Origin of the sequence: Sphaerisporangium melleum (assembly GCF_014646695.1) — a bacterium.
Taxonomy (GTDB): Bacteria; Actinomycetota; Actinomycetes; order Streptosporangiales; family Streptosporangiaceae; genus Sphaerisporangium; species Sphaerisporangium melleum.
Map to the genome: position 1 here is coordinate 20672 of NZ_BMNT01000045.1, position 21436 is coordinate 42107.

The following is a 21436-nucleotide window of genomic DNA, read 5'->3' on the forward strand; positions in this document are numbered from 1 at the left end:
CCCGCGCGGCGGCCGCGCTGCCCCCGTTCGACGCCCTGGCCGTGGTCGGCTTCGGCGGTGCGCTCGACGCGCGGCTGCGGCCGGGCGAGGTTCTGGTCGCCACCGAGGTCCGCTACGGCGACCTGGTGATCCCCTGCCCGTCGGCGCGGCGGCTCGCCGCGGAGCTGGCCCGCGCCGGACTGCCCGCCCGGCTCGGCCCGCTGCTGACCAGCGACCACCTGGTCCACGGGGCACAGCGCGCGCGGGAGGCCGCCGGGGGAGCGCTCGCGGTGGACATGGAGACCGGCCCGCTGGCCGCCGCCGCGGGCGGACGGCCACTGGCGGCGGTACGGGTCATCGTCGACGCCCCCGGCGCGCCGCTGCTCAGCCCCGGCACGCCCCGCCGCGCCGCCGCGGCCCGTCGTACCCTCCGCCGCCTCGGCCCGCCCCTCACCCGCTGGTCCGCCGCGGCCGGTTCGTCCATCCCCGCTGTCCCGCCGGCCGCAGAGCCGTCCAGCGCCGTCATCCCGTCCGCCGCCGGTTCCTGCGCCGCGACCGGGCCACCTGCCGCCGATCCGGGCGCGCCGGAGCCGGCGCGTACCGGGGAAGCCCGCCGGACCGTACGGGTTCCGCCCCCGAAGGAGATGCGGTCATGACGATCCCGGTTCGGCAGGGCCTGCGCGTCGCCGGCTACATCCTTCGCCAGAAGCTGCGGCGGAGGGCGAAGTTCCCGCTGCTGGTGGAGCTGGAGCCGCTGTTCGCCTGCAACCTCAAGTGCGCCGGATGCGGCAAGATCCAGCATCCCGCCGACGTCCTGCGGCGGCGCATGCCGGTCGAGGAGGCGGTGGCCGCGGTCGAGGAGAGCGGCGCCCCGATGGTGTCGATCGCGGGCGGCGAACCGCTCATGCACCCGCAGATCGCGCAGATCGTCCGCGAGCTCATCGCCCGGAAGAAGTACGTCTACCTGTGCACCAACGCGCTGCTCATCCCCAAGAAGATCGACGAGTTCGCGCCGTCCCGGTACTTCGCCTGGACCGTGCACATCGACGGCCTGCGGGAGCGCCACGACGCCTCGGTGTGCAAGGACGGCGTGTTCGACGAGGCGGTCGCCGCGGTCCGCGAATGCCGGCGGCGCGGCTTCCGGGTCACCACGAACACCACCTTCTTCAGCACCGACACGCCGCAGACGGTGATCGACGTGCTCGACTACCTCAACGACGACCTGGCCGTGGACCAGATGATGATCTCTCCCGCGTACGCCTACGAGAAGGCGCCCGACCAGGAGCACTTCCCGCACGTACGCCAGACCCGTGAGCTGTTCCGCCGGGCCTTCGCGGGCGGGAACCGGCGCAGGTGGCGGTTCAACCACTCGCCGCTGTTCCTCGACTTCCTGGAGGGCAAGGCCGACTTCGGCTGTACGGCCTGGGCGATCCCGTCGTACTCGCTGCTGGGCTGGCAGCGACCGTGCTACCTGATGGCCGACGGGTACGCCCGGACGTACCGGGAACTCGTCGAGGACACCGAGTGGGACTCCTACGGCCGCGGACGCGACGCGCGGTGCGCCAACTGCATGGCGCACTGCGGGTATGAACCCACGGCCATCTTCGCCACCCTCGGCTCCCTCAAGCAGTCCCTGCGCGCCATCCGCAGCCGCTGACCGGAGTGCGCAGGCGGTCAGCCGAGGCGGCGGACCAGCCGGCGGAACGGGCCGGGGGCGGCGCCGCGCAGCCGGGCGGGCAGACGGAGCCAGCCCGGTACGAACGACTCGGCCCGCTCGTGGCGGATCGCCGCCACGATGCCGCGCGCCACCCGCTCGGGCGGGACCGGCCTCGGGCGGCGGCGGCCGTACGGGACGCCGCGCCGCTGGAAGAACGGCGTGTCCACCACGCCGGGAAGCACCACCGAGACCCCGATCTCGCGGAACGGGCGCAGCTCCTCGTGCAGCGCCTCGGCGAAGATGAGCAGCCCGGCCTTGGTCGCCGAGTACACCGCCTCGTTCCCCACCCCGATCGCGCCGGCGATCGACGCCACGAACACCAGATGTCCCCGCCCGGCCTCGACCATGCCGGGCAGCAGCAGCCGGGTCAGCCCGATCGGAGCGATCAGGTTGACCGCCGCGAGCTCGGCCAGCCGGTCGTGCGGCATCGCGACCAGCGGGCCTGCCCACCCGGCCCCGGCATTGCTGACCAGCACGTCCACGGCCCCGGCGCTCTCGGCGACCCGGCCGGTGTCCGTCGCGAGGTCGGCGACGATCGCCCGCCCGCCGGTCTCGGCGGCGACCGCCTCCAGCCGCGCCCGGTCGCGCCCGGCCAGCACCAGCGCGGCGCCGCTGCCCGCCATCTCCCGGGCCACCGCCGCCCCCACCCCCGAAGAGGCTCCAGTGATCAGCACCCGCGCCCCGGCCAGCCTCACGCCACCCGCCCCCTCGGCCACCCGCCCCCGCATGCCGGCCGTCACCAGGACGCTAGTGCAGACCAGGCCCGGCAGCCCCGCGCCACGCCACCGATGCGGCGGGCCGGACCGTACGAGCCTTCGCCTGGCATCGGCTCGTGGTCATGCGTCCCAGGTGACCGGGAGGCTCTTGACGCCGTAGATGTCGGCGGTCTCCGGGCGCAGGGCGACTTCGTCGGCGGGTACGGCCAGGCGGAGCGTGGGGAAGCGGTCGAACAGCGCGGGAAGCGCGACGCGCAGCTCCACGCGGGCGAGCTGCTGGCCCAGGCACTGGTGGATGCCGTGACTGAAGGCCAGGTGGCCGCCGTCCTGCCGGTTGAGCTTCAGTACGTGCGGGTCGGGGAAGCGGCCGGGGTCGCGGTTGGCGGTGTTGAGGGACAGGATGACCGTCGTGCCGGACGTGATGGTGTGGCCGCCCAGCTCGACGTCCTCCAGCGCGACCCGGTGGAACTGCTTGGCGACGGTCAGGTAGCGCAGCAGCTCTTCCACGGCCTGGTCGGTGATCGCCGGGTCGGCGCGCAGCGCGGCGAGCTGCTCGGGGTTGCGCAGCAGCGCGAAGGTGCCCAGCGCCAGCATGTTGGCGGTGGTGTCGAAGCCTGCCGACAGCAGGATCAGGGCCATGCCCTTCAGCTCCTCGTCGGTCAGGTCACTGTCCAGCAGGTCGCTGAGCACGTCGTCGGTCGGGTCGGCGCGCTTGGCGGCCACCAGTTCGGCGAGGTACTCCTGGGTCGCCACGTAGGCCGCGTACAGTTCCTCGTCGCCGGCCTCTCCGCCGAGGAACGTGTCGATGTTCTCCTGGAAGCGGTCCCGGTCCTCGTACGGCACGCCCAGCAGCTCACAGATGATGACGGCGGGGATGGGCTTGGCGAACGCGGTCACCAGGTCGGCCGCCGGCCCGGCCTTCTCCATCGCGTCCAGGTGCTCGGCGGTGACCTGCTCGATGCGTTCGGTGAGCAGCCGCATCCGCCGGACGGTGAACTTGCCCACCAGCGGTTTGCGGTAGCGGCCGTGCCGCGGCTCGTCCATGAGCAGGAACTCGCCGGGCGGTGCCGGGGGCACCTCGATGTCGCCGTAGTCGATCAGCGGGTGGTGGCGCATGAGCTCCTTGCGCGAGCTGAACCGCGCGTCGGCCAGCACCGATCTGACCAGGTCATAGCCGGTGACCAGCCAGCCCTGGTGCCCGTCGGGGAAGGGGAACCGGCTGATCGGGCCGTGCTCGCGGGCCTCGATCAGCTCCTTGGGCGGGTCGAACGGACAGCCGGGCCGGCGCTCGGCCGGCATCGCCTGGACGGTGTGCAGAGATTCGGTCATGACTTTTCCTCGTCTCGCGATCAGGCGTGTCGGGTGGAGGTCGCGGTGTCCTCGCCGGCGGCGCGCGCGATGGCGCCGGTGAAGCGGTCACGCTCCCGGGTGCGGTACTGGCCGAGGGGGTAGTTGGCCATGAACGCCTCGACGAACTCGATCGGGTCCTCGCCGAAGACGTCGCGGATCGGGGTGCCGTCGGCCGCGCTCTGCTCGAACAACTCGGCGAGGTCCTCGTACATCGTCATCGCGCCGGCGCCGTCCCCCGGCCCGAAGTGCATCAGGTACCGCTCCAGCGCTTCGACCGCGGTGCGGTAGTTCTCGGGAAGCCGCTTGATGCGCGCCTTGTACTGCCGGTAGCGCTTCTTCTCCTCCAGCGACCCGGTGACGACCTCCAGGTACTGCAGGTAGCGGCTCTTCGGCTCGGTCGATTCTCCGGTCATGGTCACTCGCCCTCCTTGCGGAGCTGTTCGAGCCGTTCGGCCAGAAAGCTCCAGGTCCGCCAGAACTCTTCGAGGTACTCCCGTCCCTGAGCGTTCAGGGAGTACACCTTGCGTGGTGGCCCCTTCTCGGACGGGACCTTCTGCACGTCGACCAGGCCGCGCTGCTCGATCCTGACGAGCAGCGCGTAGATGGTGCCTTCGGCGATGTCGGAGAAGCCCTGGTCACGCAGCCGCGCCGTGATCTCGTAGCCGTAGGCGGGACGGGCGGACAGGATCGCGAGGACGATGCCCTCCAGCGTGCCCTTGAGCATCTCGGTCACGAGCTTGCCCATGGTGGAACACCTCCTCTCAGCTACTCGGTGTCGCTGACTACCGGTACAAAGTAACACTGACTACCGGTACCTAGCAACACCAAATAGCGCCCCGGTGAACCCGCCCCCCGTCTGCCTGGCGCCTCTGTTGGCTCGGCAGCGGGCAACCAGTGGGTCAGCGTCGGCCGGAAGTGCTGGGACGTGCGGTCGCACCATGTGCGCGCGGATGTGCGGCAGCTGACCGTCCGCTACGGCCGCCATAGCGTGCACCTGCGGCGACTGCTGCAGACGATCGGCCTGGCGCTGGGCGGCCGAGCCGGAGCCCGACGACCATCCGGGCCTGTGGAACTCCGCCACCCGACGCGACAGTCGGGCCGTCAGCACGACCACCCGCTGAAAAACAAAGTCGGGTTCGGTCGCTACGCGACCGAACCCGACTAACGAAAGCTCGAGGCTAGCAGGAGCTCCATCTCTGCTTCAGGTGGCTTGGGACTATTCCTCCGGAAGGAGGGTGACGTTCTGTTCGAGCAGGTGGTCGACGAGGGCGGCGTACCGCTCGGGGCCCCACGCGGGTGGCTGCTCTCCGGGCTGGGGTTCGTCTCCGTGCTCGACGAAGAACTTCTCGTGCCCGCCCGGGGTGAATAGGACGAGCATCCTCGCGTCCGAGTCGCCCACGTTCGTGAACCTGTGCCGGTTTCCCCGGGGGATGAAGACGAAGTCACCGACTTCCGCCACCTGGAGCTCATCACCGTTGAGGAACTCCAGCCGGCCCGACAGGACGTAGAAGGCCTCGTCCTCGTTGCCATGGCTGTGGGCGACGGGTCCGGCACCGGGCGGCACGGTGGCCTCGATGACTCCGAGGGAACCCTTCGTGTCGTCCGCGGTGACCTTGATGGTGTAGTTGTCACCCGCGAGCCATCGGTGGATGCCCTCGGACCGCCGGACGAAGACACCGCCTCGTGCGGTCCACCGCGGGTCGTTCTTGTCGGGTACCGGGAACGGGAAACTCATCTGTTGCTCCTTTGATCTTTTGCAGGTGACAGGGGGCCGCGTTATAGTGCGCAGCCCCGCGCGGAGTTGGTCGTGGTGGACGGCATCTGCCCGGTGTCGGGGTGCAGATGGGCGGGGGAGACCAGGTCCGATTACGGCACGATGTGGGCCTGCTGGACCGAGACCTCGCCGATGCCGAGCAGCGGTTGGAGGGCCTGTTGGATGGTGGCAGGGCTGTCCGAGACCACGGCCGCGGTGATGGCGGCGAGCGCCGGACAGACCGTGCCCGCCGCTGCGGACCGCGAGCGGGAGATTCCGCTCGCGGGCCGGCCGCAGCGCCGCGGTGACGTCGTCGGCGGATGCGGCGAGGACGACCGCCGCCGGTCGACCCGTGGTGGTGTACGTGGAGCGGAGCAGGGCGTAGCGGCGGTCATCCGGGTGACGATCTTGCCCGTCAGGCCTGCCGGCACCATAGCGAGGCCGGTCGTCATCGCCCGCTCCTCACAGTCTCGACGCGCTCGCGCACCGCCGGGGCGACCTCGGAGGCGAAGAGTGCGAGCTGCTGCTCGGGGTTGACCACGGGCCAGAAGACGAAGGTGTCGAACCCGAGGACGACAGCCCACTCGGTGAGCGTGTCCACCCACTGGCGCACGTCGCCGACGAGCCCCTGGCCGCCCCCGCCGCCCGCGCCGATGACACCGATCACGTTGTAGACGCGGCGGACGGACTGCGGGGAACGTCCCGCCGCCGTGGCCGCCTCGTCGATGATCTGCTGGCGGGAGGGCACCTCTTCCGGCGGGACGTAGATGTTCAGCGGGGAGATCCAGCCGTCTGCCGACCGGCCCGTCACCGCCAGCATCTTGGGCTTCTGGGCGCCGAGCCAGAGCTCGACGGGCTTGGGGGGCACGGGACCGGCGTGATAGCCGGTCACCGCGTGATGAGGGCTCTGCAGCCGTACGGTGTCTCCGGCGAAGGCCCGGCGCATGAGGTGGAGCGACTCCTCGGTGAAGGCGACCATCTGGTCGCCGCGCCGTGGCGTGCCGCCCATGGAGGCGATGGCCTCCGCGAAAGCACCGCCGCCGACGCCGAGTTGGATGCGACCGTCGGTGAGCACGCTCAGCGAGGCGGCGGCTTTTGCGAGCATTGTCGGCGGGCGCAGTTGCAGGTCCGCTACGTCGGTGAAGAACGAGATACGTTGCGTGGTGGCGGAGAGGTTGCTGATGAGGGTCCAGGTGTCGAGGTGTCCCGGTTGGTAGGGATGGTCCTGGACGGCGAGGAGGTCCAGGCCGCCGTTCTCGGCCTGGAGCGCAAGGCGCCGGGTCCGGTCCAGAGCCCCTACCGCAGGGTCGAGACTCAGCCCGAAGGTGAGGGGATGTCCGTAGTCGGTCATGCGTCCACGGTGCCGCAGGCCGTTCCACCTGGCAAAACAGCGGTAAGATACTAATATTTAGTAAGTAGATCGGAATTCGGGAGTGACACAAACGTGGTGAACGCCCAGCCCCAGCCCTCGTCGTTCCTGCGCCTGGAGCGCAGCTCCATCCACGACGACTCCTGCCCGAGCTTCGTAGGCGCTATCGAGCTGGTCGGGCGCCGCTGGGTGGGATCGATCCTGGTGGCAGCAGCCCGAGGTGCCGGCCGCTTCGGTGAGTTCCGGGCCGTGATCGACGGGATCTCCGACCGGCTGCTCGCCCAGCGTCTGAGGGAACTCGAAGCCGAGGGGATCATCGAGCGCACGGTGATTCCCAGCACACCGGTGCAGATTCGTTACGGCCTGACCGAGGAAGGCCGGGCTCTGATCGGTGCCCTGCAGCCGCTGACGCAGTGGAGTGCAAGGCGTGCCGCCCGGCTGGCGCGGTAGCGAGACGTGGTAGCGGAGCGCCGCGGTCGGGGATTCCAAGCGTTCTAACTGACGCTGAACGGAAAATCGATCTTCGGTCATCGTCACTGTCTCGATCTCCGCCGAGGCAACGAGCACGGCTCCGGCCTGGGCAAACAGCGCTGGGTCGTCGACAAGCCTTCGCCCTGCTGCATTACTTCCGACGCCTGCGGATCCGCTGGGAAGTCCGTGAGGACATCCACCGCGCCTTCCGCAGACTGAGCAACGCCGACTAGCAGCACGGCGAAGCCGCCGTACCCAACGCGCTATCGCAGATCCGCAAGGGCGAACACCCCGGTGCCGTGCTCGGCCAGCAGGGCGGCGACCTCCTCCGGCACCAGCGTGATCGAGGTGATACCCGCGGTCGTGAGCGGAACCTCCTGAACGTGGTACTCGCCCCGAGACGGGTCCGCGAACTCCGGCCCGCTGCGCCTGGACAGGTCCCACTTCTCGATCGTGGCCAGGAAGAACAACTGGCGATCCTCCGGACCCTCCAGCACGTGAATCAGCGACCGGACGGACGCCTCACCACCCAGCTCCTCGCGCACCTCACGCAGCAGCGCCTCCGTAAGGCTCGCGTCGTCATCCTCCACGCCGCCACCCGGCAGCACCCAGTACGGAGCCTTCCCGGGGCGTACACGCTTGATCGTCAGCACGCCGCCCCCCGGCGTGACCAGCACACCCCGAACCCGCGTCTTCACGCGTCCCCCTCCGCTCCCGCCGCGACATCAGCATCCCGCGCCAATGCTCGACACGCACGAAGTCCGCGGCCGACCGTCTGGATAAGGATTCTGTGGCCACCCCTGAATCAAGCGAGTAACCTTGATTCAGGAGGTGGGTGCGCATGGATCTGCAGCAGGTGGGCGCACGGGTGAGGCGGGAGCGCGAGCGTGCAGGTCTCACGCAACGAGAGCTGGCGGAGCTGACCGATATCTCGCAGCCGACCCTCGCGCGCATCGAGCTGGGGACGCGGCCCCGCCTCACCATCGCCGAGCTCGATCGACTGGCCATGGCCATCGGCGTCCCCCTGCGCGAGCTCACCTCCGGCAGCCCGGTGAGAGACAGAGTTCGCATCGCCGCACGTACAGCGGGAGTGCCGGCCGTCGCTCTCGAGGCCGCTCTACGGCGAGCCGTCGACATCCTCGTGCTGGACGAGCGACTTGACCGGCTGGTGCACGGTGGGCGGCCTTCAGCTGCAGGGATACGTCCCTTGGCGGCCGATCTCTCTCTTCCCGATCCAAGCGCGTCCGGCGAAGACCAAGGCCGCGTTCTCGCCTTGGCGGTGCGGAGGCTGCTGGACCTTGGCGGTGCCCCGCTGGCGGACCCCGCCGAGCTCGCGGAGCGGCTCGCGGGAGTGGATACCGCGGTCGTGGATTTCCCCGCAGGAATCGATGGGTTCACCCTCACTGACCCCGTCCGCGCCGTTACCTTGATCGTGGTGAGTACGAATGCGGTAACCGAGCGACAGCGATTTACATATTGCCATGAATTGGGGCATTTTATTTTCGGCGATGGCACCGAGACCCACCTGCTGGATGGTGGTCGCACGTCGGCCGAGCTTCGTTGCGATGCGTTTGCGCGTCACCTTCTCGCGCCCCAGGACGGAATCAGAGCATGGCTCGGCGTCAACGGCCCCGGGGGGGAATCCGCCTTCGACGAACGCAGATGTGCGCTACTGGCCCGCCATTTCGGGGTAAGCCTGATGGTGATCCTCATCCAGTTGGAACGCATGGGCATGATCACCGGCAGGCAGGTGGAGCGGCTCCGTGGGCCCAGTGGCGCACAGCTGGCGTGGCGCTATGGATGGGGCCCTCAATACGCCGGTAAGCAGGAGATCAGCCGAACCGTCCGTCCACCGCAGCGAGTGCTCGAAAGGGCCACAACCGCCTACCAGGCCGGCAAACTCGGCATCCGTGTGCTCGCCGACCTGCAGGGCCAGGACCCTACGGTCACCGAAACCGCCCTGACGGCGGCAGGCGTCATCCCCGAACCTCCACGGATCCGCCGTGCGGACATGCACCGTCTCCTCACCCGCACCCGCTCAGCGGCACCTCTACAGCACCCATCGCGCGAGCAGGAGGAGTAGCGGTGCTGGAAGCGGAGGAAGGATCTTCCTGCCTATCCGAAGAGATATGCATCCTCGATGCGGTGGTGTGTGTTCACTTTGTCGGCGCCAACCTGCAGTCAATCCTGATCGACGTACTGCACAGTTCTGGCCTGGTGCTACAGGTCCCTGAGGAGGTATGTGATGAGGTCGCCGCGAAAGACCGAAAGTATCCGGGGATACGGCAGCGCTGGGCGAGACTTCAGGCCAGCGATCACATCAAGGTGCTCCCACGCGTAGAGGTCGAGACCGCGCAGCCTCGAGTGGTCGAGGTGATCGAAGAGATTCGTGGGATGGAAATCGAAGAGGCTGTCCTCGTCAGGCGTGATCTAGGTGAGGTAATCGTCATCGCGCACTGTGTCCATCTCGCGGAGCAGGGATGGAACGTTACAGCTTTGATCGACGACCAAGGTGGCCAACATATAGCCGCGCGTTGGAATGTCCCTGTTCTCACCATCGAGGATGTGCTGACACTGGCAATTCACAGAGGACATTTCCCAGGTCGAGCCGATCTGCGCAGGGTATACGACAAACTGCGCGAGTACGGTGACGGCATGCTCCCGTTGGAGAAGAGCGGCCTAATCGAAGAACATCAGCAATGGGCGGCACAGGCCGTGTATGGGAGCGCTTCATAGGCAATAGATTGTCATCTGTGTGATGTGGCCATCAGCCTGGGCAGCCCCGACGTCGGGGGTCGTGGCTGCCTGAGACGTCTTCTTTCAGGTGATCGCGGTGAGGTCGATGACCAGGAACGTGTCGTCGCGGGGGAAGGTCAGCAGGCGTCCGTCGGCGCCGGGGAGATAACGTCCCCTTTCCGTGCCGAGCTTCAGTTCCGCCCCGGCACCGGTGGCAGTGTCGTAGAGGGCGGTCCATCCTGGGCCGTCGGCCGTGAGGAACCGGTCGCGGAGAAGCACCTGGGGGCCTGCCGGCGGCAGTGTGAGCTTTCGCTGCTCTCGCCCGCCCCGGTCGAGGACGGTGGCCGTCCCGGCTTGGGGGTCTCGGGTGACGCATCGGGTGATTCCGCATGCCAGCACCTGAGTGTTCTGGATGCCGCTGAGGTCGTGCCGTTCGCCGGTTTCCACGTTGAGCAGGGACTGGAAGGGCGCCGCGTCCCTGGCGCGCGGACCGGGTGTGCCGATCCACGGCCAGGTGAGGATGTGCTTGCCTTCGGTGCCGTCTATCTTCTGGGCCTGGCCGCCGGTCAGCGGGGCGCGGTACACGCCGGTGGTTCCCGCCGACCAGGCGATGCCGTCCGGTGTGACGGTCAGGTTGTTGATCAGGCCCGTCCGTGACCGTGGGGGCAGCTCGGCCGAGGTGACGACGGCAGGCTTGCCGCCGTTCACCGGGACCGACCAGATGTCGGCGATCTCCTTGCCGTTCACCCTTCGCGCGGTCCACCAGATGATGCGGTCGTTTCCGGTGGCGAATCCGTCGGCGTACAGCACGGTGTCCTTGGGAGTCGGGACGTCGGCCAGCTTCGTGGCCTGTCCCTTTTCCAGGTGGTAGGCGTAGAGGGCGGCCGCCTCCTCGGAACGCGATTCGACGGTGATCAGCAGAGTGGAATCGTCGAGGAACAGACGCGGCCGGAGCTTGCGGCCGTCCGGCAGCGCGCGGGGGATCTCGTGAGCCGCGCCCGGCCACAATTGCTCGATCGTCTGCGGTGGGCGTGCCGGCGCCACGTCGGCTCCAGCGGCTCCGGCGTTTACGGCGGAACGCGAGGCCGAAGCGATGTATGCGCCACCTGAGCCTATGAGCACAATGACGGCACCAACGGCGAGCGCGGTCATGAGCGCCTTACCGCGCCTCTGACGCGGAGCGCTCACCACGGAAGTGTCGGATAAGTTCTCCTCGAGCGTCGTCATATTTGACCTCTCTTGCCGCATCGACAGGACCGAAGCCGGTCGGCCCTCGGTCGTCCAAGCATCGTGCTGCTCAAGCTTTCTCGCACCCAGATGACGCCCACCACACGTGCAGGGCTTCCCGCACACAGCCCGCCGGGCCGGACGTACGCAGGCAATGGTGCACCCGGGCCGGCTCGGACTCTCCGCGCGGAGGCAGGCCGTATCCCCGGCTGTGGTCGCCTGCCGGCTCTTCGTATCCCCGGTTGCGATCGCCGAACGGCTTGCAGACCCGTGTGACGTCCTTCTCGCTACTCCGATGTTGTCGCGGAGCCGGCGGGTACGGACCCTGACGTGAGGCCTCCTGGTCAGGCGGCGAGTTCGGCCTTCAGGTGGTCACGGAACTCTCGGACCATGACCGTGTCGGCGTACGGCTCCAGGCGTTCGGCGAACTGGTGCATGAGGTCGGTTGAGCGGTTGGAGGTGAGGCTCTTGGTCAGCGGGATGGCGGCGCGGGCGCAGGTGAGGGCCTGCTCCAGCTCTCCCATGCCGAGGTAGGCCTCGGCGGCGTGGATCTGGTTGAACTGGGCGGTCCGTGGCACCCGGTCCTTGAACTCGCGTACGGCCTTCTCTGCGCGGTCCGCCGCCCGCTGGTGCTCGCCCAGAAAACTCCAGCAGCGCCCCGCCTGGGCGTCCAACTCGGCCACCTCGTACAGGGCGGTCCAGGTGGGGTCTCGGTCGGAGGTGCCTTGCTCATGGGCGCGCTCGGCTTCGGCGAGCAGCCGTTCGATCTTCTTCGCGCTATGGCGGTCGGCGGTCTCTGCGGGCTTGGTCTGCAACGAGGTGGCCCATGCCTCCCTGACCAGGACCAGCGACATGGCACGCGGAGGCGCGCCGGCCCGGCGGGCGGTGTCCACGGCAGCCCTAGCCAACCAGACGGCCCAGGTCGGCTGCTCCAGGTGGATGGCCTGTCTGGTCAAGGTGGCCAGGATCCAGGCGCCGGTGAGGGGGTCGTTTGCGGTTTTGGCGAGGTGGAGGGCGTGGCCGAAGTGGTGTTGGGCTTGGCCGTGGTGGTTGATGTCGAAGGCGGTCCAGCCGGCCATCCAGCTCATGCCGGCCGCGGCGCTCATCAGCGCCGAGCCGACCTTGTCGTCGTACCGGCCGCGGAGCAGTGGTGCCACGTTCTCATTGAGGTAGCGCAGCACCACGGGTCGTACGAGTCCGGCGCCGAAGCGCTGGTCCATCTGGCTGAAGGCGGCGCGGGCCTGGTTGATGCGCTCGACGTCGGCCAGGCCGACGGCTCGTCCGGGGCCTTGGTGCGCGGCGGACGGCGTGGGGGTGCCGTAGTTCCAGGACACCAGCCATTCGGCCAGGGCCGAGGGGACGAAGGGCAGCGTCGCCAGCAGGTGACGGCGGGACGGTTCCATCTCCAACCTCCACAGATGCGCGGCGGCCTTCACCGTAGCCACCAGCGCGTCGCCCGCGCTGTCGGTGGACGGCCAGGTTGATGTCGCGGTGAAGGCCGAGCCTTCTATCCACTCCTCGACCTGGGCGGGTTCGGCCTTGAACGCGGCGGCGATGCGGGCCCGGTAGCAGGCCCGCACCCCTTGCTCGCCGCGTTCCCATCGGGCCCAGGTGTTGACGGCGACTCCTACCGCTTCGGCGGCCTGTTCCTGGTTCATGCCGAGCAGCTTGCGAGCTCGTACCAGCTCGGGCCGTCCGGGCCGTCGCCGCGTGTCCCCCACGATCGCCTCCCTGTGATCGGATGACTACACATTGTCATTAGCGATCCCTGGCCGCCGCCACCATCCTGGAAAACGACCAGCAATCGACCACCTTCCGGCGGGTCGCCCTCCCGCCGGTCAGGTGTATGTGGATGGCGGTAGGTGGGCCGCTTCGACGTGTCCCTACGGTCGCCCGGCGACCACCTTGGGCAGCCGATCGTCCGCTGCGGCGGGTACGGACGGTTGTCGGCGTTCAGCTCGCCGCCCTCGGCGCGTTTCCTTCTCTCACGGCAATCGACAGTGAATGGAGCGCGCCAATGCGGCCGGTCGAGGGCATCCCCCCGCACACCCCCCACCTCATCACGCCAGGAGTTCCCGAGCGATCTTCGCTAGAACCGCCACCGCGATCCGCCTGGCCGGAGCCGGGTGGTCCGCACTCCACGCCGCATCCCGGGGCCGCCCGGGTGCGGGTGCTGGTGCGGACGCTCCAGCCCGGGTCGGCGTCCCGGCGGGCACGGGAGGTGATCAGGGAGGTGCTGGAGGCGGCCGGGGTGGCGGACGAGGCCGTGTCGGACGCCGAGCTGATCGTGGCGGAGCTGGCCGCCAACGCCGAACGGCACGGCCGCCCGCCGTACGAGCTGCGGATCTTCACGGCGGACGGCGTGCCGGCCTGGGGCGAGATCGTCGATGGTGACCCCGACACCCACGAGGTGGCCCTCATCCTGAACCTGCTGCGTTCGGTGCGGGAGATCGGCCTGCCGCTGCTCGCCGAGAACGGCCGCGGCCTGCTGCTGGCGCACCGGCTCTCCGGCGGCCGGTGCCACGTCCACTCCGTCGCCCTTTCGGGCACCGGGGCTCCGGGCAAGGCCGTCGCCTTCGCCCTCCCTGCCCCGCCGGAGGCCCGCCGAGAATGCCGCACGTAGTGGCTGAAGCGGAGGCCGCCGTGGCTCCGTCGCCTCGCCTGCCGGCGCGGCGACGGAGCCTTCACCGCCTGGAACCGGACAGGTGCCAGGGATCGCGAGCCGGAGGTAGTGCAGCGGTGGGGCTAGGGGAGGGTGGGGTCACCGGTCGGGGGTGGAGCGGCCGGGGGGCTCGTTGTAGAGGGTGATGGTCCACTCTTCGGTGAATCCACCTTGCGGTGCGGGCTGGAGTCGGTTGACGAGTTCGACGCCCAGCCCTATGGTCGCCGCGGCGCGGACCAGTTCAACGAACTGCTCGAAATCGCTGCCGATGACGCGCTTGACTACTTTCGGGGTGTAAGAGGTGTCGGTCGAGTCGGGATGGGTGGACAAGGACCCTCCTGTTGGCCGCTGAGCTGCGTGGACGCCATGCCATGGCGTCCATCATCCCTGTCGTTTCGCCGTGCAGGAGATTGTTTTCGGGTGATTCGTGCGTTGGCGCATGCTCGCATCGGCCGGAGAACACCCCGGCCTGAGTGGCGAAGCTGAGCCGGACCTGATGCCGGTGTTCGCCTGTGTAGGGACGGCCTGGCCTGGTCAGGAGGGAGGTGTGGTTCGGGTGAGGAGGAGGGCCACGTCGTCGTCCCGGCGGGGGAGTGCGGTCATGATGGCCTCGCAGGTGGCTTCCAGTGTGTCGCGTGGCGCGGCGAGCGCGTCCCGGAGGGTGGCGATGCCGCGGTCGATGTCCTGCTCGCGGCTCTCGACCAGGCCGTCGGTGTAGAAGGCGAGGGTGCTGCCGGGTGGCAGGCTGATCTCGACGGTGGTGAAGTCCCGGGGGAAGGCCGCGTCGCCGAGGCCGAGTGCCAGCCCCGGCGGCAGGTCGATGACCGAAGCGTCGCCGCCGGGGCCGGCGAGGATGGGGGGCGGGTGCCCGGCGCAGGCCAGCGCGCAGGTGTGGGTGGCCAGGTCCACCACGGCGTACAGGCACGTCGCGCACTGGATGGAGTCCATGTCCTCGGCCATGCGGTCGAGCCGCCGCAGCACCTGGTCGGGCGGATGGTCGTTGTCGGCCAGGGCGCGCACCGCGGCGCGCAGTTGCACCATCGCGCCGGCGGCGGCCGGGCCGTGTCCTATGGCGTCCCCGATGACCAGGGCGATGCGGGTCTCCGACAGCGAGATCACGTCGTACCAGTCGCCGCCCACCCGCTCCTCGCTCGCGGGGTGGTAGCAGTGGGCCACATCGAGCCCTGGCGGGCCGGTGAGCGTGGGCGGCGGCGCGAGGTTCTGCTGGAGGGCCTGCATCGTGCGGTTCAGGCGGGTGTAGAGGCGGGCGTTGTCGATCGACATGGCCGCCCGGAGGGCGAGGTCTTCGGCGAGCGCCTTGTCGTGCTCGTCGAAGGGAGGGCGGTCGGGGAACCGGGTGAGTCCGATGAAGCCGACCACGATGCCGCGCGCGGTCAGCGGCACGGTGAGGAACGAGGACATCTCCAGGAAGCGCGCGGCGGGCTCGCCGAGCACCGCGACGACCCGGTCGAGGTCTTCGACGCGCAACTCCGGGGCAGTGCACCGGATCGGGGCGTTGCCGGTCATGCAGCGGGTGGCGGGATGCCAGGCGGGGTAGGTCACCACCTCGTCCAGCGGGAAGGCGTCCAGCCACAGGCGCTCGTCGGTCTGCCGGGTGCCGAGCTTGAGGGCGAGCCGGCGGACGCGTACCGAACCGTCGACGGCGAGCCGGGGGCGCGCCTCGTCCCTGAGCAGCCCCTCGACGACGTAGAGGTTCGCGGTGTCGGCGAGGCGGGGGACGGCGACGTCCACGAAGCCCGCGGCGGCCTGGCGCGGGTCGAGCGGGGCGCCGATGTGCACGCTGAGCGCGTTGAGCAGGGCCACGCGTTCGCGGGCGGCGTCGTCCGCGGCGTCGTGACGAGGGGCCTGGGACAGCGCGGTGTCGGTGGCGGTGACCATGACGGCTCCCCAGACGCCGGGCAGGTCCAGCGGCTCCCAGTGGAAGGTGAGGTCGCGGAGGTGCCCGCCCGAGCATTCGGCGGGGAGCAGGTCGCTCCAGGCGCGGCCGGCCACCGCCTCGGCCAGTGCGTGGCGCACTCTCTCGCGGGCGGTGCCGCGCAGCAGCAGGTCGCAGATGTGACGGCCGACGGCCCTTTCGGGCGGGAGCCCGAACAGCCGCACCGCCCCCGCCGGCCACTGAGTGACCCGGCCGACGGTGTCGAGCAGCATGGCGGCGTACCCGGATGGGTGCCGCACCCCCGGATGCGGACGCGTCATGTCGTCCACCGGTGACCCTGTTCTCGCCGTGCGCGCCACCAGACCCCCTGGAAGACAGAAGGGATATCGAGTCCGGTACCGCGACGATGTGCGAGGACCCCTCTCCCCGCAGGTCTGCGGCTACCGAGAGTAAATTAGCACCCACGCTTCGGCGTCTTTCGTGAAAACCCCTCAAGCCCGGCCTGGTGGGCGGGACGACGCGACAGCGGGTGGGCCTGAGGTGTGTGCTGTGGAACGGGCCACCGGTTTCGCGGACGCGCACTCCGGCGGCTTTGAGCAGGGCCGATTTGGTCGGTGTGTGGCGCGGGAGCCGGCGAACGGGTGGGTCGAGTGGCCGGTGTCACACTGCTCTACGGGAATTGTGCGACCAGGTGGAACGGTTGGCCCGGACGTGACGCCTGCCCTGCCGTTGACCTGGCCATTGCTCGAGGCCATGGGTTCGCCGTGCATGTGCCGCTGTCGCCGCCACCCGGTCTGACGCGAGATCTCGCGCTCCCGGCCTCTCCCTCTGGCTCTTATCTTCGCACGCCCGCCTCCTAATTCAGGATATAACCTACCTGTGATACATGTTTCCGGCCTGCGCAAGGTCTACGGCAACGGCGTCGTCGCGCTCGACGGGGTCGACCTCGACGTCCGTGAGGGCGAGATCTTCGGCGTGCTCGGACAGAGCGGCGCCGGGAAGAGCACTCTGCTGCGATGTGTCAACCTGCTCGAACGTCCCACCGCCGGCACCGTGACCGTCGACGGCCGGGAGCTGACCACGCTCGGCCAGGCGGAGCTGCGCCGGGCCAGGCAGGGCATCGGCATGATCCACCAGCACTTCGCCCTGCTGTCCTCCCGTACGGTCGCGGGCAACGTCGCCTTCCCCCTGGAGGTGGCAGGCGTGCCGCGCACCCGGCGCGCCGCCCGCGTCCGCGAGCTGCTGGAACTGGTCGGGCTGGCGGACAAGGCCTCGGCCCGCCCCGCGCAGCTCTCCGGAGGGCAGAAGCAACGCGTCGGCATCGCCCGCGCCCTCGCCGCCGGGCCCAAGGTGCTGCTGTCGGACGAGGCCACCAGCGCCCTGGACCCCGGCACGACGCAGTCGATCCTTGCCCTGCTCAAGCGCCTCAACGCCGAGCTGGGCCTGACGATCATGCTGATCACCCACGAGATGCACGTCATCAAGGCCATCTGCGACTCGGTGGCGATCATGCGGGACGGGCGGATCGCGGAGGCGGGCACCGTGGCGGAACTCGTCGCCCGGCCCGGCTCGCTGCTGACACGTGAGATCTTCCCGCTGCCCGAGCCGGCGCCGTCCGGCACGGTCACCCTCACCTTCGCCGGGCGGGCCGACGAGCCGGTGATCTCCGGGCTGGTGCGCAGGTTCGAGGTGGACGTCAACGTGCTCGGCGGCTCGCTGGAGGAGCTCGGCGGCCGCACGGTGGGCCGGCTGCGCGTACGGCTGGACGGTGGCGACCGCGCGGGCGCGCTCGCCTACCTGCGCGGCCGCGGCGTGCTCGTCGAGGAGGCCGGGCCGGAGGAGATCTCCGCCGAGTCCGCCGGAGGCACCGGGACCGCAGAGCCGATCGAGGCCGCCGGCGTCGTGGAGGAGGCCCGGTGAACGCGGACGAGTTGATGCCAGCCCTGGGGCAGGCGACCGGCGAGACCGTCCAGATGGTGTTCTGGTCGGCACTGCTCACCCTGATCCTCGGCCTGCCGCTGGGCGTGCTGCTGGTCATCGCCGACCGCGGCGGCCTCGTCCCCGTCCCGCCGGTGAAGGCCCTGCTCGGCGGGGTCGTCAACGTCGGCCGCTCGCTGCCGTTCATCGTGCTGATGGTCGCGATCCTGCCCTTCACCCGCCTGGTCACCGGCACCACGATCGGGACGGTCGCCGCCATCGTCCCGCTGACCCTCGGAGCCGTGCCGTTCTACGCCCGGCTGGTGGAGACGGCGCTGCGCGGCGTGGACCGGGAGGTCGTCGAGGCCGCCCAGGCCATGGGCGCGAGCCGCCTGCGCGTCATCGGCCGGGTGATGCTGCCCGAGGCGCTGCCCGGCCTGGTCGCCGGGCTGACCGTGACCATCGTGGCGCTGATCGGCTACTCGGCCATGGCGGGCGCGATCGGCGGCGGCGGGCTCGGCGACCTGGCCATCAGGTACGGCTACCAGCGCTTCGACACCGCCGTCATGGTCGTCACGGTCGTCCTGCTCGTGGTGGTCGTGCAGGTGGTGCAGAGCGTCGGCGACCTCGTGGCCCGCCGGCTGTCCCACAAGTGAGCCCGCTCGCGAACCCCTGTGAATGGAATGTCCCGATGAGAAGGAGAAGTCCGGATGCGTAAGTTGATCGGAGTCGTGGCCACCGCCGTGCTCGCCCTGACGGTCGCGGCGTGCGGCGGGCAGGGCGGTTCCGAGCCGGCCGCCGCCGGTGACGACGTGCTGACGGTCGGCGTCAGCCCTGTGCCGCACGGCGAGGTCCTGAAGTACGTCAAGGACAAGCTGGCCCCCGCCGCCGGGCTCAAGCTGGACATCGTCGAGTTCACCGACTACGTCCAGCCGAACGTCCAGCTCCAGGAGGGCAGGCTGGACGCCAACTACTTCCAGCACCGGCCCTACCTCGCGGACTTCCTGAAGTCCAAGGGCGGCGCCGAGCTGACCTTCGTCCAGGCGGTCCACCTGGAGCCGCTCGGCCTGTACTCGCGGAAGGTCAAGAGCGCCGGCGAGCTGGCCTCCGGGGCGACCGTGGCGGTGCCCAACGACGCCACCAACCTCGGCCGTTCGCTGAAGCTGCTGGAGGATAACGGCCTGATCAAGCTCAAGCCGGGCGTCGGCACCGCCGCCACCGAGCGGGACGTGGCGGACAACCCGAAGAAGCTCGAGTTCAAGCCGCTGGAGGCCGCCCAGCTTCCGCGCTCCCTCGAGGACGTGGACGCCGCCGTCATCAACGGGAACTACGCGCTGGAGGCGAAGCTCACCCCGGCCTCCGACGCCCTGGTGCTGGAGAAGGCCGAGAACAACCCCTACGCGAACGGCCTGGTCGTCCTCAAGGGCCACGAGAACGACCCCCAGATCAAGAAGCTGGCGCAGCTCCTCGCGGGCCCCGAGGTGAAGAAGTTCATCGAGGACACCTACAAGGGCTCGGTCATCTCCGCGACCGGCTGACGCCACCCCCTGCGGACGCGTCGTGGTGGGCGGGCGTCAGGTGGGGCGGGGGAAGCGGAGGCGCCAGCGGCCGCCGGCGGTGGTGAGCCGGACGGTGGCCAGGGGTTCGACGTCGATGGCGGAGAACGCCGTGGTGGCCGCGTCCAGGACGTGGACGAGGGCGGCTCTGATCACATCGGGGTGAGTCACGGCGATCACCCGCCCGGACGGCTCGCGGCGGGAGGCGAGCCAGGCGGCGACCCGCTCGACCAGGGCGAGGACGGATTCGCCGCCGTGCGGGGCGGCCGCCGGGTCGGTGAGCCACGCGGCCGGCCCCGCAGGGTCCTCCGCCTGGATTTCCGCCAGGCTGCGGCCGGCCCACCGGCCGTGGTCGCGGTCGCGCAGCCGATCGTCCACGACCGCGGCGGCCAGGCCCAGGCCCTCCGCCGTCTCCCGGCAGCGGCGTGCGGGCCCGCACAGGACGACGCCTTCCGGTCGCCCGGGGGAGGCGAACGAAGGGGCGGCACGGGCGGTGTCGCGGTGGCCGCCCTCGTCCAGCCCGTCGTCGTCGGTGGGGAACACCGCTCGCCGGAGTGCCTCCGTGGAACCGTGGCAGACGAGGGTGATTCGGACGGTCATCGTGCGTGCTCTCTGTCGTCGGGTGGGGATGCCGCTCGCCGGTGTACTTCCGTTGAACCGTGCCAGAGCAGGGTCATTCGGACGGTCGTCGTGGGTGCTTTCTGTCGTCGAGCGGGAGCGTCGGCCGTCGGCGCGCTTCTGATGGGCCGTGGCCGACCAGGGCGATTCGGGCGGTCGTCGGGCGTGTTTTCTGGTGGACGGAAGGGGGGTTTGTCGGATTCGCCGCATTGACGGGGTGGCCGTTCCCGCGTACCGTCCAAGCGACATCGTTGACGGTGTGGGGAAGCCAGCGAAATTCTGGCACGGCCGCGCCACTGTGACCGGTCCCGCGGGACCGGAAGTCAGACCCTCCGTCGTCGCAGCCCCATCCACAGGGACGCGTGATCCCAAGGAGGCGACTTCCATGGCCCAGCCTGCCATTTCTCACCCCCGGTCTGTTCCGCTCAGCATCCCCGTCCGCGACGTACTGCCCTGGGCGATCTTCGCCGGCGTGCTCGCCCTCGCCCTGATCTACTTCGTCGGCGCGGAGCAGGGAGCGACCTCGCTGATCTCCGGCGACCTCGTCCACGAGTTCGTCCACGACGGGCGTCACCTCCTCGGCTTCCCCTGCCACTGACCCGGCGACCGGTACTCACAGCATGGTCAAGAACCTGCTGGTCCGCGGCATGCTCGCGGGCCTCGCCGCCGCCGCCCTCGCCCTGGTGTTCGCCTGGATCTTCGGCGAGCCCCAGGTCGGGGCGGCCATCGCCCTCGAAGGCCACACCCCGCACGGGGGGCATGACCCCGTGGCCACCGTTCCCGAGGCCGGGGCCGATGACGGCCCGGTCAGCCGGACCGTCCAGTCCACCATCGGGCTCGCCGCGGCCGTCGGCGTCTACGGCGTCGCCGTCGGCGGGATCTTCGCGCTCGTGTTCGCCCTCGTGTACGGGCGGCTGGGCGCGTTCGGAGCCAGGGCCACGGCCGCCCTGCTCGCCGTGGGCGCGTTCGTCACGGTGAGCCTGGTCCCGTTCCTGAAGTACCCCGCCAACCCGCCGGCGGTCGGCCACCCGGACACCATCGGCCGGCGCACCGCCCTGTACGTCACCTTCGTGACGATCGTCGTCCTGCTCGGCGTGGGCGCGGTGCTGCTGGAGCGGTGGCTGGCGCGCCGGTACCGCAACGCGGACGCGGCGGTCCTCGCCGTGGTCGCCTTCCTCGCCGCGGTGACCGCCGCCGCGCTGCTGATGCCAGGAGTCGAGGAACTGCCCGCGGAGTTCCCCGCGGGGTTGCTGTGGCGGTTCCGGCTCGCGTCGATCGGCACCCATGCCCTGCTGTGGAGCGGTATGGGGCTGTTCTTCGGCCTGCTCGCCGAACGACTGCTCACCCCGTCCGCTATCAGGGCGAACGCCCCGTCCACCGTCTGAGCGCCCCCCGGGCGAACGCGTCCACCCCTTCGATCTCCGGGCGAACGCCTCGTCCACCGCGTGAGCGCTCTTAGGTGAACGCC

General features: G+C 70.0%; 23 protein-coding genes, 2 pseudogenes and 1 riboswitch. Of the genes and pseudogenes, 12 read left to right on the plus strand and 13 right to left on the minus strand.

The window, feature by feature from the left end; genetic code table 11:
- Both IEY93_RS31400 and hpnH read left to right on the plus strand, forming a co-directional pair.
- Positions 1 to 635 (plus strand): phosphorylase family protein (locus IEY93_RS31400; RefSeq protein ID WP_444544679.1); only part of this gene is annotated, 635 nt, incomplete at its 5' end.
- Positions 632 to 1636, plus strand: a complete 1005-nt coding sequence (hpnH, locus tag IEY93_RS31405) for an adenosyl-hopene transferase HpnH (protein ID WP_189166785.1) — start codon at positions 632 to 634, stop codon at positions 1634 to 1636. The genes IEY93_RS31400 and hpnH, both read left to right, overlap by 4 nt.
- A gap of 17 nt (positions 1637 to 1653) precedes the next feature.
- Here hpnH and IEY93_RS31410 read toward each other — a convergent pair whose 3' ends face one another.
- From IEY93_RS31410 to IEY93_RS31440, 7 genes and pseudogenes are all read right to left on the minus strand, one after another.
- Complete coding sequence (locus IEY93_RS31410) at positions 1654 to 2436, minus strand: SDR family NAD(P)-dependent oxidoreductase (RefSeq protein WP_229691638.1); 783 nt, start codon at positions 2434 to 2436, stop codon at positions 1654 to 1656.
- Between the two features lie 96 nt (positions 2437 to 2532).
- On the minus strand, positions 2533 to 3741 hold the full coding sequence (locus tag IEY93_RS31415) for a cytochrome P450 (RefSeq protein ID WP_189166786.1): 1209 nt from the start codon (positions 3739 to 3741) through the stop codon (positions 2533 to 2535).
- Positions 3742 to 3761: 20 nt separating this feature from the next.
- Complete coding sequence (locus tag IEY93_RS31420; RefSeq protein WP_189166787.1) at positions 3762 to 4175, minus strand: DUF1048 domain-containing protein; 414 nt, start codon at positions 4173 to 4175, stop codon at positions 3762 to 3764.
- A 2-nt stretch (positions 4176 to 4177) separates the two neighbouring features.
- Positions 4178 to 4507 carry a PadR family transcriptional regulator gene (locus tag IEY93_RS31425; RefSeq protein WP_189166788.1) on the minus strand — a complete coding sequence of 110 codons (330 nt, stop codon included), beginning with the start codon at positions 4505 to 4507 and terminating at the stop codon, positions 4178 to 4180.
- Between the two features lie 471 nt (positions 4508 to 4978).
- Complete coding sequence (locus tag IEY93_RS31430; RefSeq protein WP_189166789.1) at positions 4979 to 5497, minus strand: cupin domain-containing protein; 519 nt, start codon at positions 5495 to 5497, stop codon at positions 4979 to 4981.
- Positions 5498 to 5797: 300 nt separating this feature from the next.
- Positions 5798 to 5893, minus strand: a pseudogene (locus tag IEY93_RS39845) (hypothetical protein); the annotation flags it as partial.
- 70 nt (positions 5894 to 5963) lie between these two features.
- Entirely contained in the window at positions 5964 to 6866 is a 903-nt protein-coding gene (locus tag IEY93_RS31440) for an LLM class flavin-dependent oxidoreductase (protein ID WP_189166790.1), read from the minus strand.
- A 96-nt stretch (positions 6867 to 6962) separates the two neighbouring features.
- Here IEY93_RS31440 and IEY93_RS31445 point away from each other — a divergent pair, with 96 nt between their 5' ends.
- The gene (locus IEY93_RS31445) at positions 6963 to 7334 is read left to right on the plus strand and encodes a winged helix-turn-helix transcriptional regulator (RefSeq protein WP_203968160.1); all 372 of its coding nucleotides are present in this window, start codon (positions 6963 to 6965) and stop codon (positions 7332 to 7334) included.
- Positions 7335 to 7433: 99 nt separating this feature from the next.
- A pseudogene (locus IEY93_RS31450) lies at positions 7434 to 7588 on the plus strand (IS5/IS1182 family transposase); the annotation flags it as partial.
- A gap of 30 nt (positions 7589 to 7618) precedes the next feature.
- Here the strand turns inward: IEY93_RS31450 and IEY93_RS31455 are convergent.
- Positions 7619 to 8053, minus strand: a complete 435-nt coding sequence (locus IEY93_RS31455; RefSeq protein ID WP_189166791.1) for an NUDIX domain-containing protein — start codon at positions 8051 to 8053, stop codon at positions 7619 to 7621.
- A gap of 143 nt (positions 8054 to 8196) precedes the next feature.
- Here IEY93_RS31455 and IEY93_RS31460 point away from each other — a divergent pair, with 143 nt between their 5' ends.
- Together IEY93_RS31460 and IEY93_RS31465 are read left to right on the plus strand one after the other, a co-directional pair.
- Entirely contained in the window at positions 8197 to 9438 is a 1242-nt protein-coding gene (locus tag IEY93_RS31460) for an ImmA/IrrE family metallo-endopeptidase (protein WP_189166792.1), read from the plus strand.
- A gap of 2 nt (positions 9439 to 9440) precedes the next feature.
- A complete protein-coding gene (locus tag IEY93_RS31465; RefSeq protein WP_189166793.1) occupies positions 9441 to 10091 on the plus strand; it encodes a PIN domain-containing protein in 651 nt (216 codons plus the stop codon).
- A gap of 84 nt (positions 10092 to 10175) precedes the next feature.
- Here the strand turns inward: IEY93_RS31465 and IEY93_RS31470 are convergent, their stop codons facing one another.
- Together IEY93_RS31470 and IEY93_RS31475 are read right to left on the minus strand one after the other, a co-directional pair.
- The gene (locus tag IEY93_RS31470) at positions 10176 to 11135 is read right to left on the minus strand and encodes a TolB-like translocation protein (RefSeq protein WP_189166794.1); all 960 of its coding nucleotides are present in this window, start codon (positions 11133 to 11135) and stop codon (positions 10176 to 10178) included.
- Positions 11136 to 11662: 527 nt separating this feature from the next.
- Positions 11663 to 13039: an NsdA family TPR-like regulatory protein gene (locus IEY93_RS31475; protein WP_189166795.1), complete on the minus strand. Its 1377-nt coding sequence runs from the start codon at positions 13037 to 13039 to the stop codon at positions 11663 to 11665.
- A 296-nt stretch (positions 13040 to 13335) separates the two neighbouring features.
- Here IEY93_RS31475 and IEY93_RS31480 point away from each other — a divergent pair, with 296 nt between their 5' ends.
- Positions 13336 to 13941, plus strand: a complete 606-nt coding sequence (locus IEY93_RS31480) for an ATP-binding protein (protein WP_189166796.1) — start codon at positions 13336 to 13338, stop codon at positions 13939 to 13941.
- Between the two features lie 138 nt (positions 13942 to 14079).
- Here the strand turns inward: IEY93_RS31480 and IEY93_RS31485 are convergent, their stop codons facing one another.
- Both IEY93_RS31485 and IEY93_RS31490 read right to left on the minus strand, forming a co-directional pair.
- Positions 14080 to 14310 carry a hypothetical protein gene (locus tag IEY93_RS31485; protein ID WP_189166797.1) on the minus strand — a complete coding sequence of 77 codons (231 nt, stop codon included), beginning with the start codon at positions 14308 to 14310 and terminating at the stop codon, positions 14080 to 14082.
- A 204-nt stretch (positions 14311 to 14514) separates the two neighbouring features.
- Positions 14515 to 16197, minus strand: coding sequence for a GAF domain-containing SpoIIE family protein phosphatase (locus IEY93_RS31490; protein WP_189166798.1), 1683 nt, complete (start codon positions 16195 to 16197; stop codon positions 14515 to 14517).
- A 559-nt stretch (positions 16198 to 16756) separates the two neighbouring features.
- On the opposite strand from IEY93_RS31490, the gene IEY93_RS31495 reads away from it, so the two are divergent.
- From IEY93_RS31495 to IEY93_RS31505, 3 genes are read left to right on the plus strand one after another with little or no spacing between them, the layout of a single operon-like run.
- Complete coding sequence (locus IEY93_RS31495; RefSeq protein ID WP_189166799.1) at positions 16757 to 17797, plus strand: methionine ABC transporter ATP-binding protein; 1041 nt, start codon at positions 16757 to 16759, stop codon at positions 17795 to 17797.
- 14 nt (positions 17798 to 17811) lie between these two features.
- A complete protein-coding gene (locus IEY93_RS31500) occupies positions 17812 to 18450 on the plus strand; it encodes a methionine ABC transporter permease (protein ID WP_189166825.1) in 639 nt (212 codons plus the stop codon).
- Between the two features lie 54 nt (positions 18451 to 18504).
- Positions 18505 to 19332 carry a MetQ/NlpA family ABC transporter substrate-binding protein gene (locus IEY93_RS31505; RefSeq protein WP_189166800.1) on the plus strand — a complete coding sequence of 276 codons (828 nt, stop codon included), beginning with the start codon at positions 18505 to 18507 and terminating at the stop codon, positions 19330 to 19332.
- A 36-nt stretch (positions 19333 to 19368) separates the two neighbouring features.
- Here the strand turns inward: IEY93_RS31505 and IEY93_RS31510 are convergent, their stop codons facing one another.
- A complete protein-coding gene (locus IEY93_RS31510) occupies positions 19369 to 19950 on the minus strand; it encodes a histidine phosphatase family protein (RefSeq protein ID WP_189166801.1) in 582 nt (193 codons plus the stop codon).
- 256 nt (positions 19951 to 20206) lie between these two features.
- Positions 20207 to 20319, plus strand: a riboswitch (cobalamin riboswitch).
- A gap of 34 nt (positions 20320 to 20353) precedes the next feature.
- Here IEY93_RS31510 and IEY93_RS31515 point away from each other — a divergent pair.
- On the plus strand, positions 20354 to 20566 hold the full coding sequence (locus tag IEY93_RS31515) for a CbtB domain-containing protein (protein WP_189166802.1): 213 nt from the start codon (positions 20354 to 20356) through the stop codon (positions 20564 to 20566).
- 22 nt (positions 20567 to 20588) lie between these two features.
- On the plus strand, positions 20589 to 21353 hold the full coding sequence (locus tag IEY93_RS31520) for a CbtA family protein (protein WP_189166803.1): 765 nt from the start codon (positions 20589 to 20591) through the stop codon (positions 21351 to 21353).
- Positions 21354 to 21436: the final 83 nt, after the last annotated feature.

Excerpts from the sequence above, each read along its gene's own strand:
- IEY93_RS31430 (WP_189166789.1), bottom strand. The coding sequence starts at position 5,497 with ATGAGTTTCCCGTTCCCGGTACCCGACAAGAACGACCCGCGGTGGACC.
- IEY93_RS31440 (WP_189166790.1), bottom strand. The coding sequence starts at position 6,866 with ATGACCGACTACGGACATCCCCTCACCTTCGGGCTGAGTCTCGACCCT.
- hpnH (WP_189166785.1), top strand. The coding sequence starts at position 632 with ATGACGATCCCGGTTCGGCAGGGCCTGCGCGTCGCCGGCTACATCCTT.
- IEY93_RS31460 (WP_189166792.1), top strand. The coding sequence starts at position 8,197 with ATGGATCTGCAGCAGGTGGGCGCACGGGTGAGGCGGGAGCGCGAGCGT.
- IEY93_RS31500 (WP_189166825.1), top strand. The coding sequence starts at position 17,812 with ATGCCAGCCCTGGGGCAGGCGACCGGCGAGACCGTCCAGATGGTGTTC.
- IEY93_RS31420 (WP_189166787.1), bottom strand. The coding sequence starts at position 4,175 with ATGACCGGAGAATCGACCGAGCCGAAGAGCCGCTACCTGCAGTACCTG.
- IEY93_RS31480 (WP_189166796.1), top strand. The coding sequence starts at position 13,336 with ATGCGGCCGGTCGAGGGCATCCCCCCGCACACCCCCCACCTCATCACG.
- IEY93_RS31490 (WP_189166798.1), bottom strand. The coding sequence starts at position 16,197 with ATGACGCGTCCGCATCCGGGGGTGCGGCACCCATCCGGGTACGCCGCC.
- IEY93_RS31520 (WP_189166803.1), top strand. The coding sequence starts at position 20,589 with ATGGTCAAGAACCTGCTGGTCCGCGGCATGCTCGCGGGCCTCGCCGCC.
- IEY93_RS31505 (WP_189166800.1), top strand. The coding sequence starts at position 18,505 with ATGCGTAAGTTGATCGGAGTCGTGGCCACCGCCGTGCTCGCCCTGACG.
- IEY93_RS31515 (WP_189166802.1), top strand. The coding sequence starts at position 20,354 with ATGGCCCAGCCTGCCATTTCTCACCCCCGGTCTGTTCCGCTCAGCATC.
- IEY93_RS31425 (WP_189166788.1), bottom strand. The coding sequence starts at position 4,507 with ATGGGCAAGCTCGTGACCGAGATGCTCAAGGGCACGCTGGAGGGCATC.
- IEY93_RS31510 (WP_189166801.1), bottom strand. The coding sequence starts at position 19,950 with ATGACCGTCCGAATCACCCTCGTCTGCCACGGTTCCACGGAGGCACTC.
- IEY93_RS31415 (WP_189166786.1), bottom strand. The coding sequence starts at position 3,741 with ATGACCGAATCTCTGCACACCGTCCAGGCGATGCCGGCCGAGCGCCGG.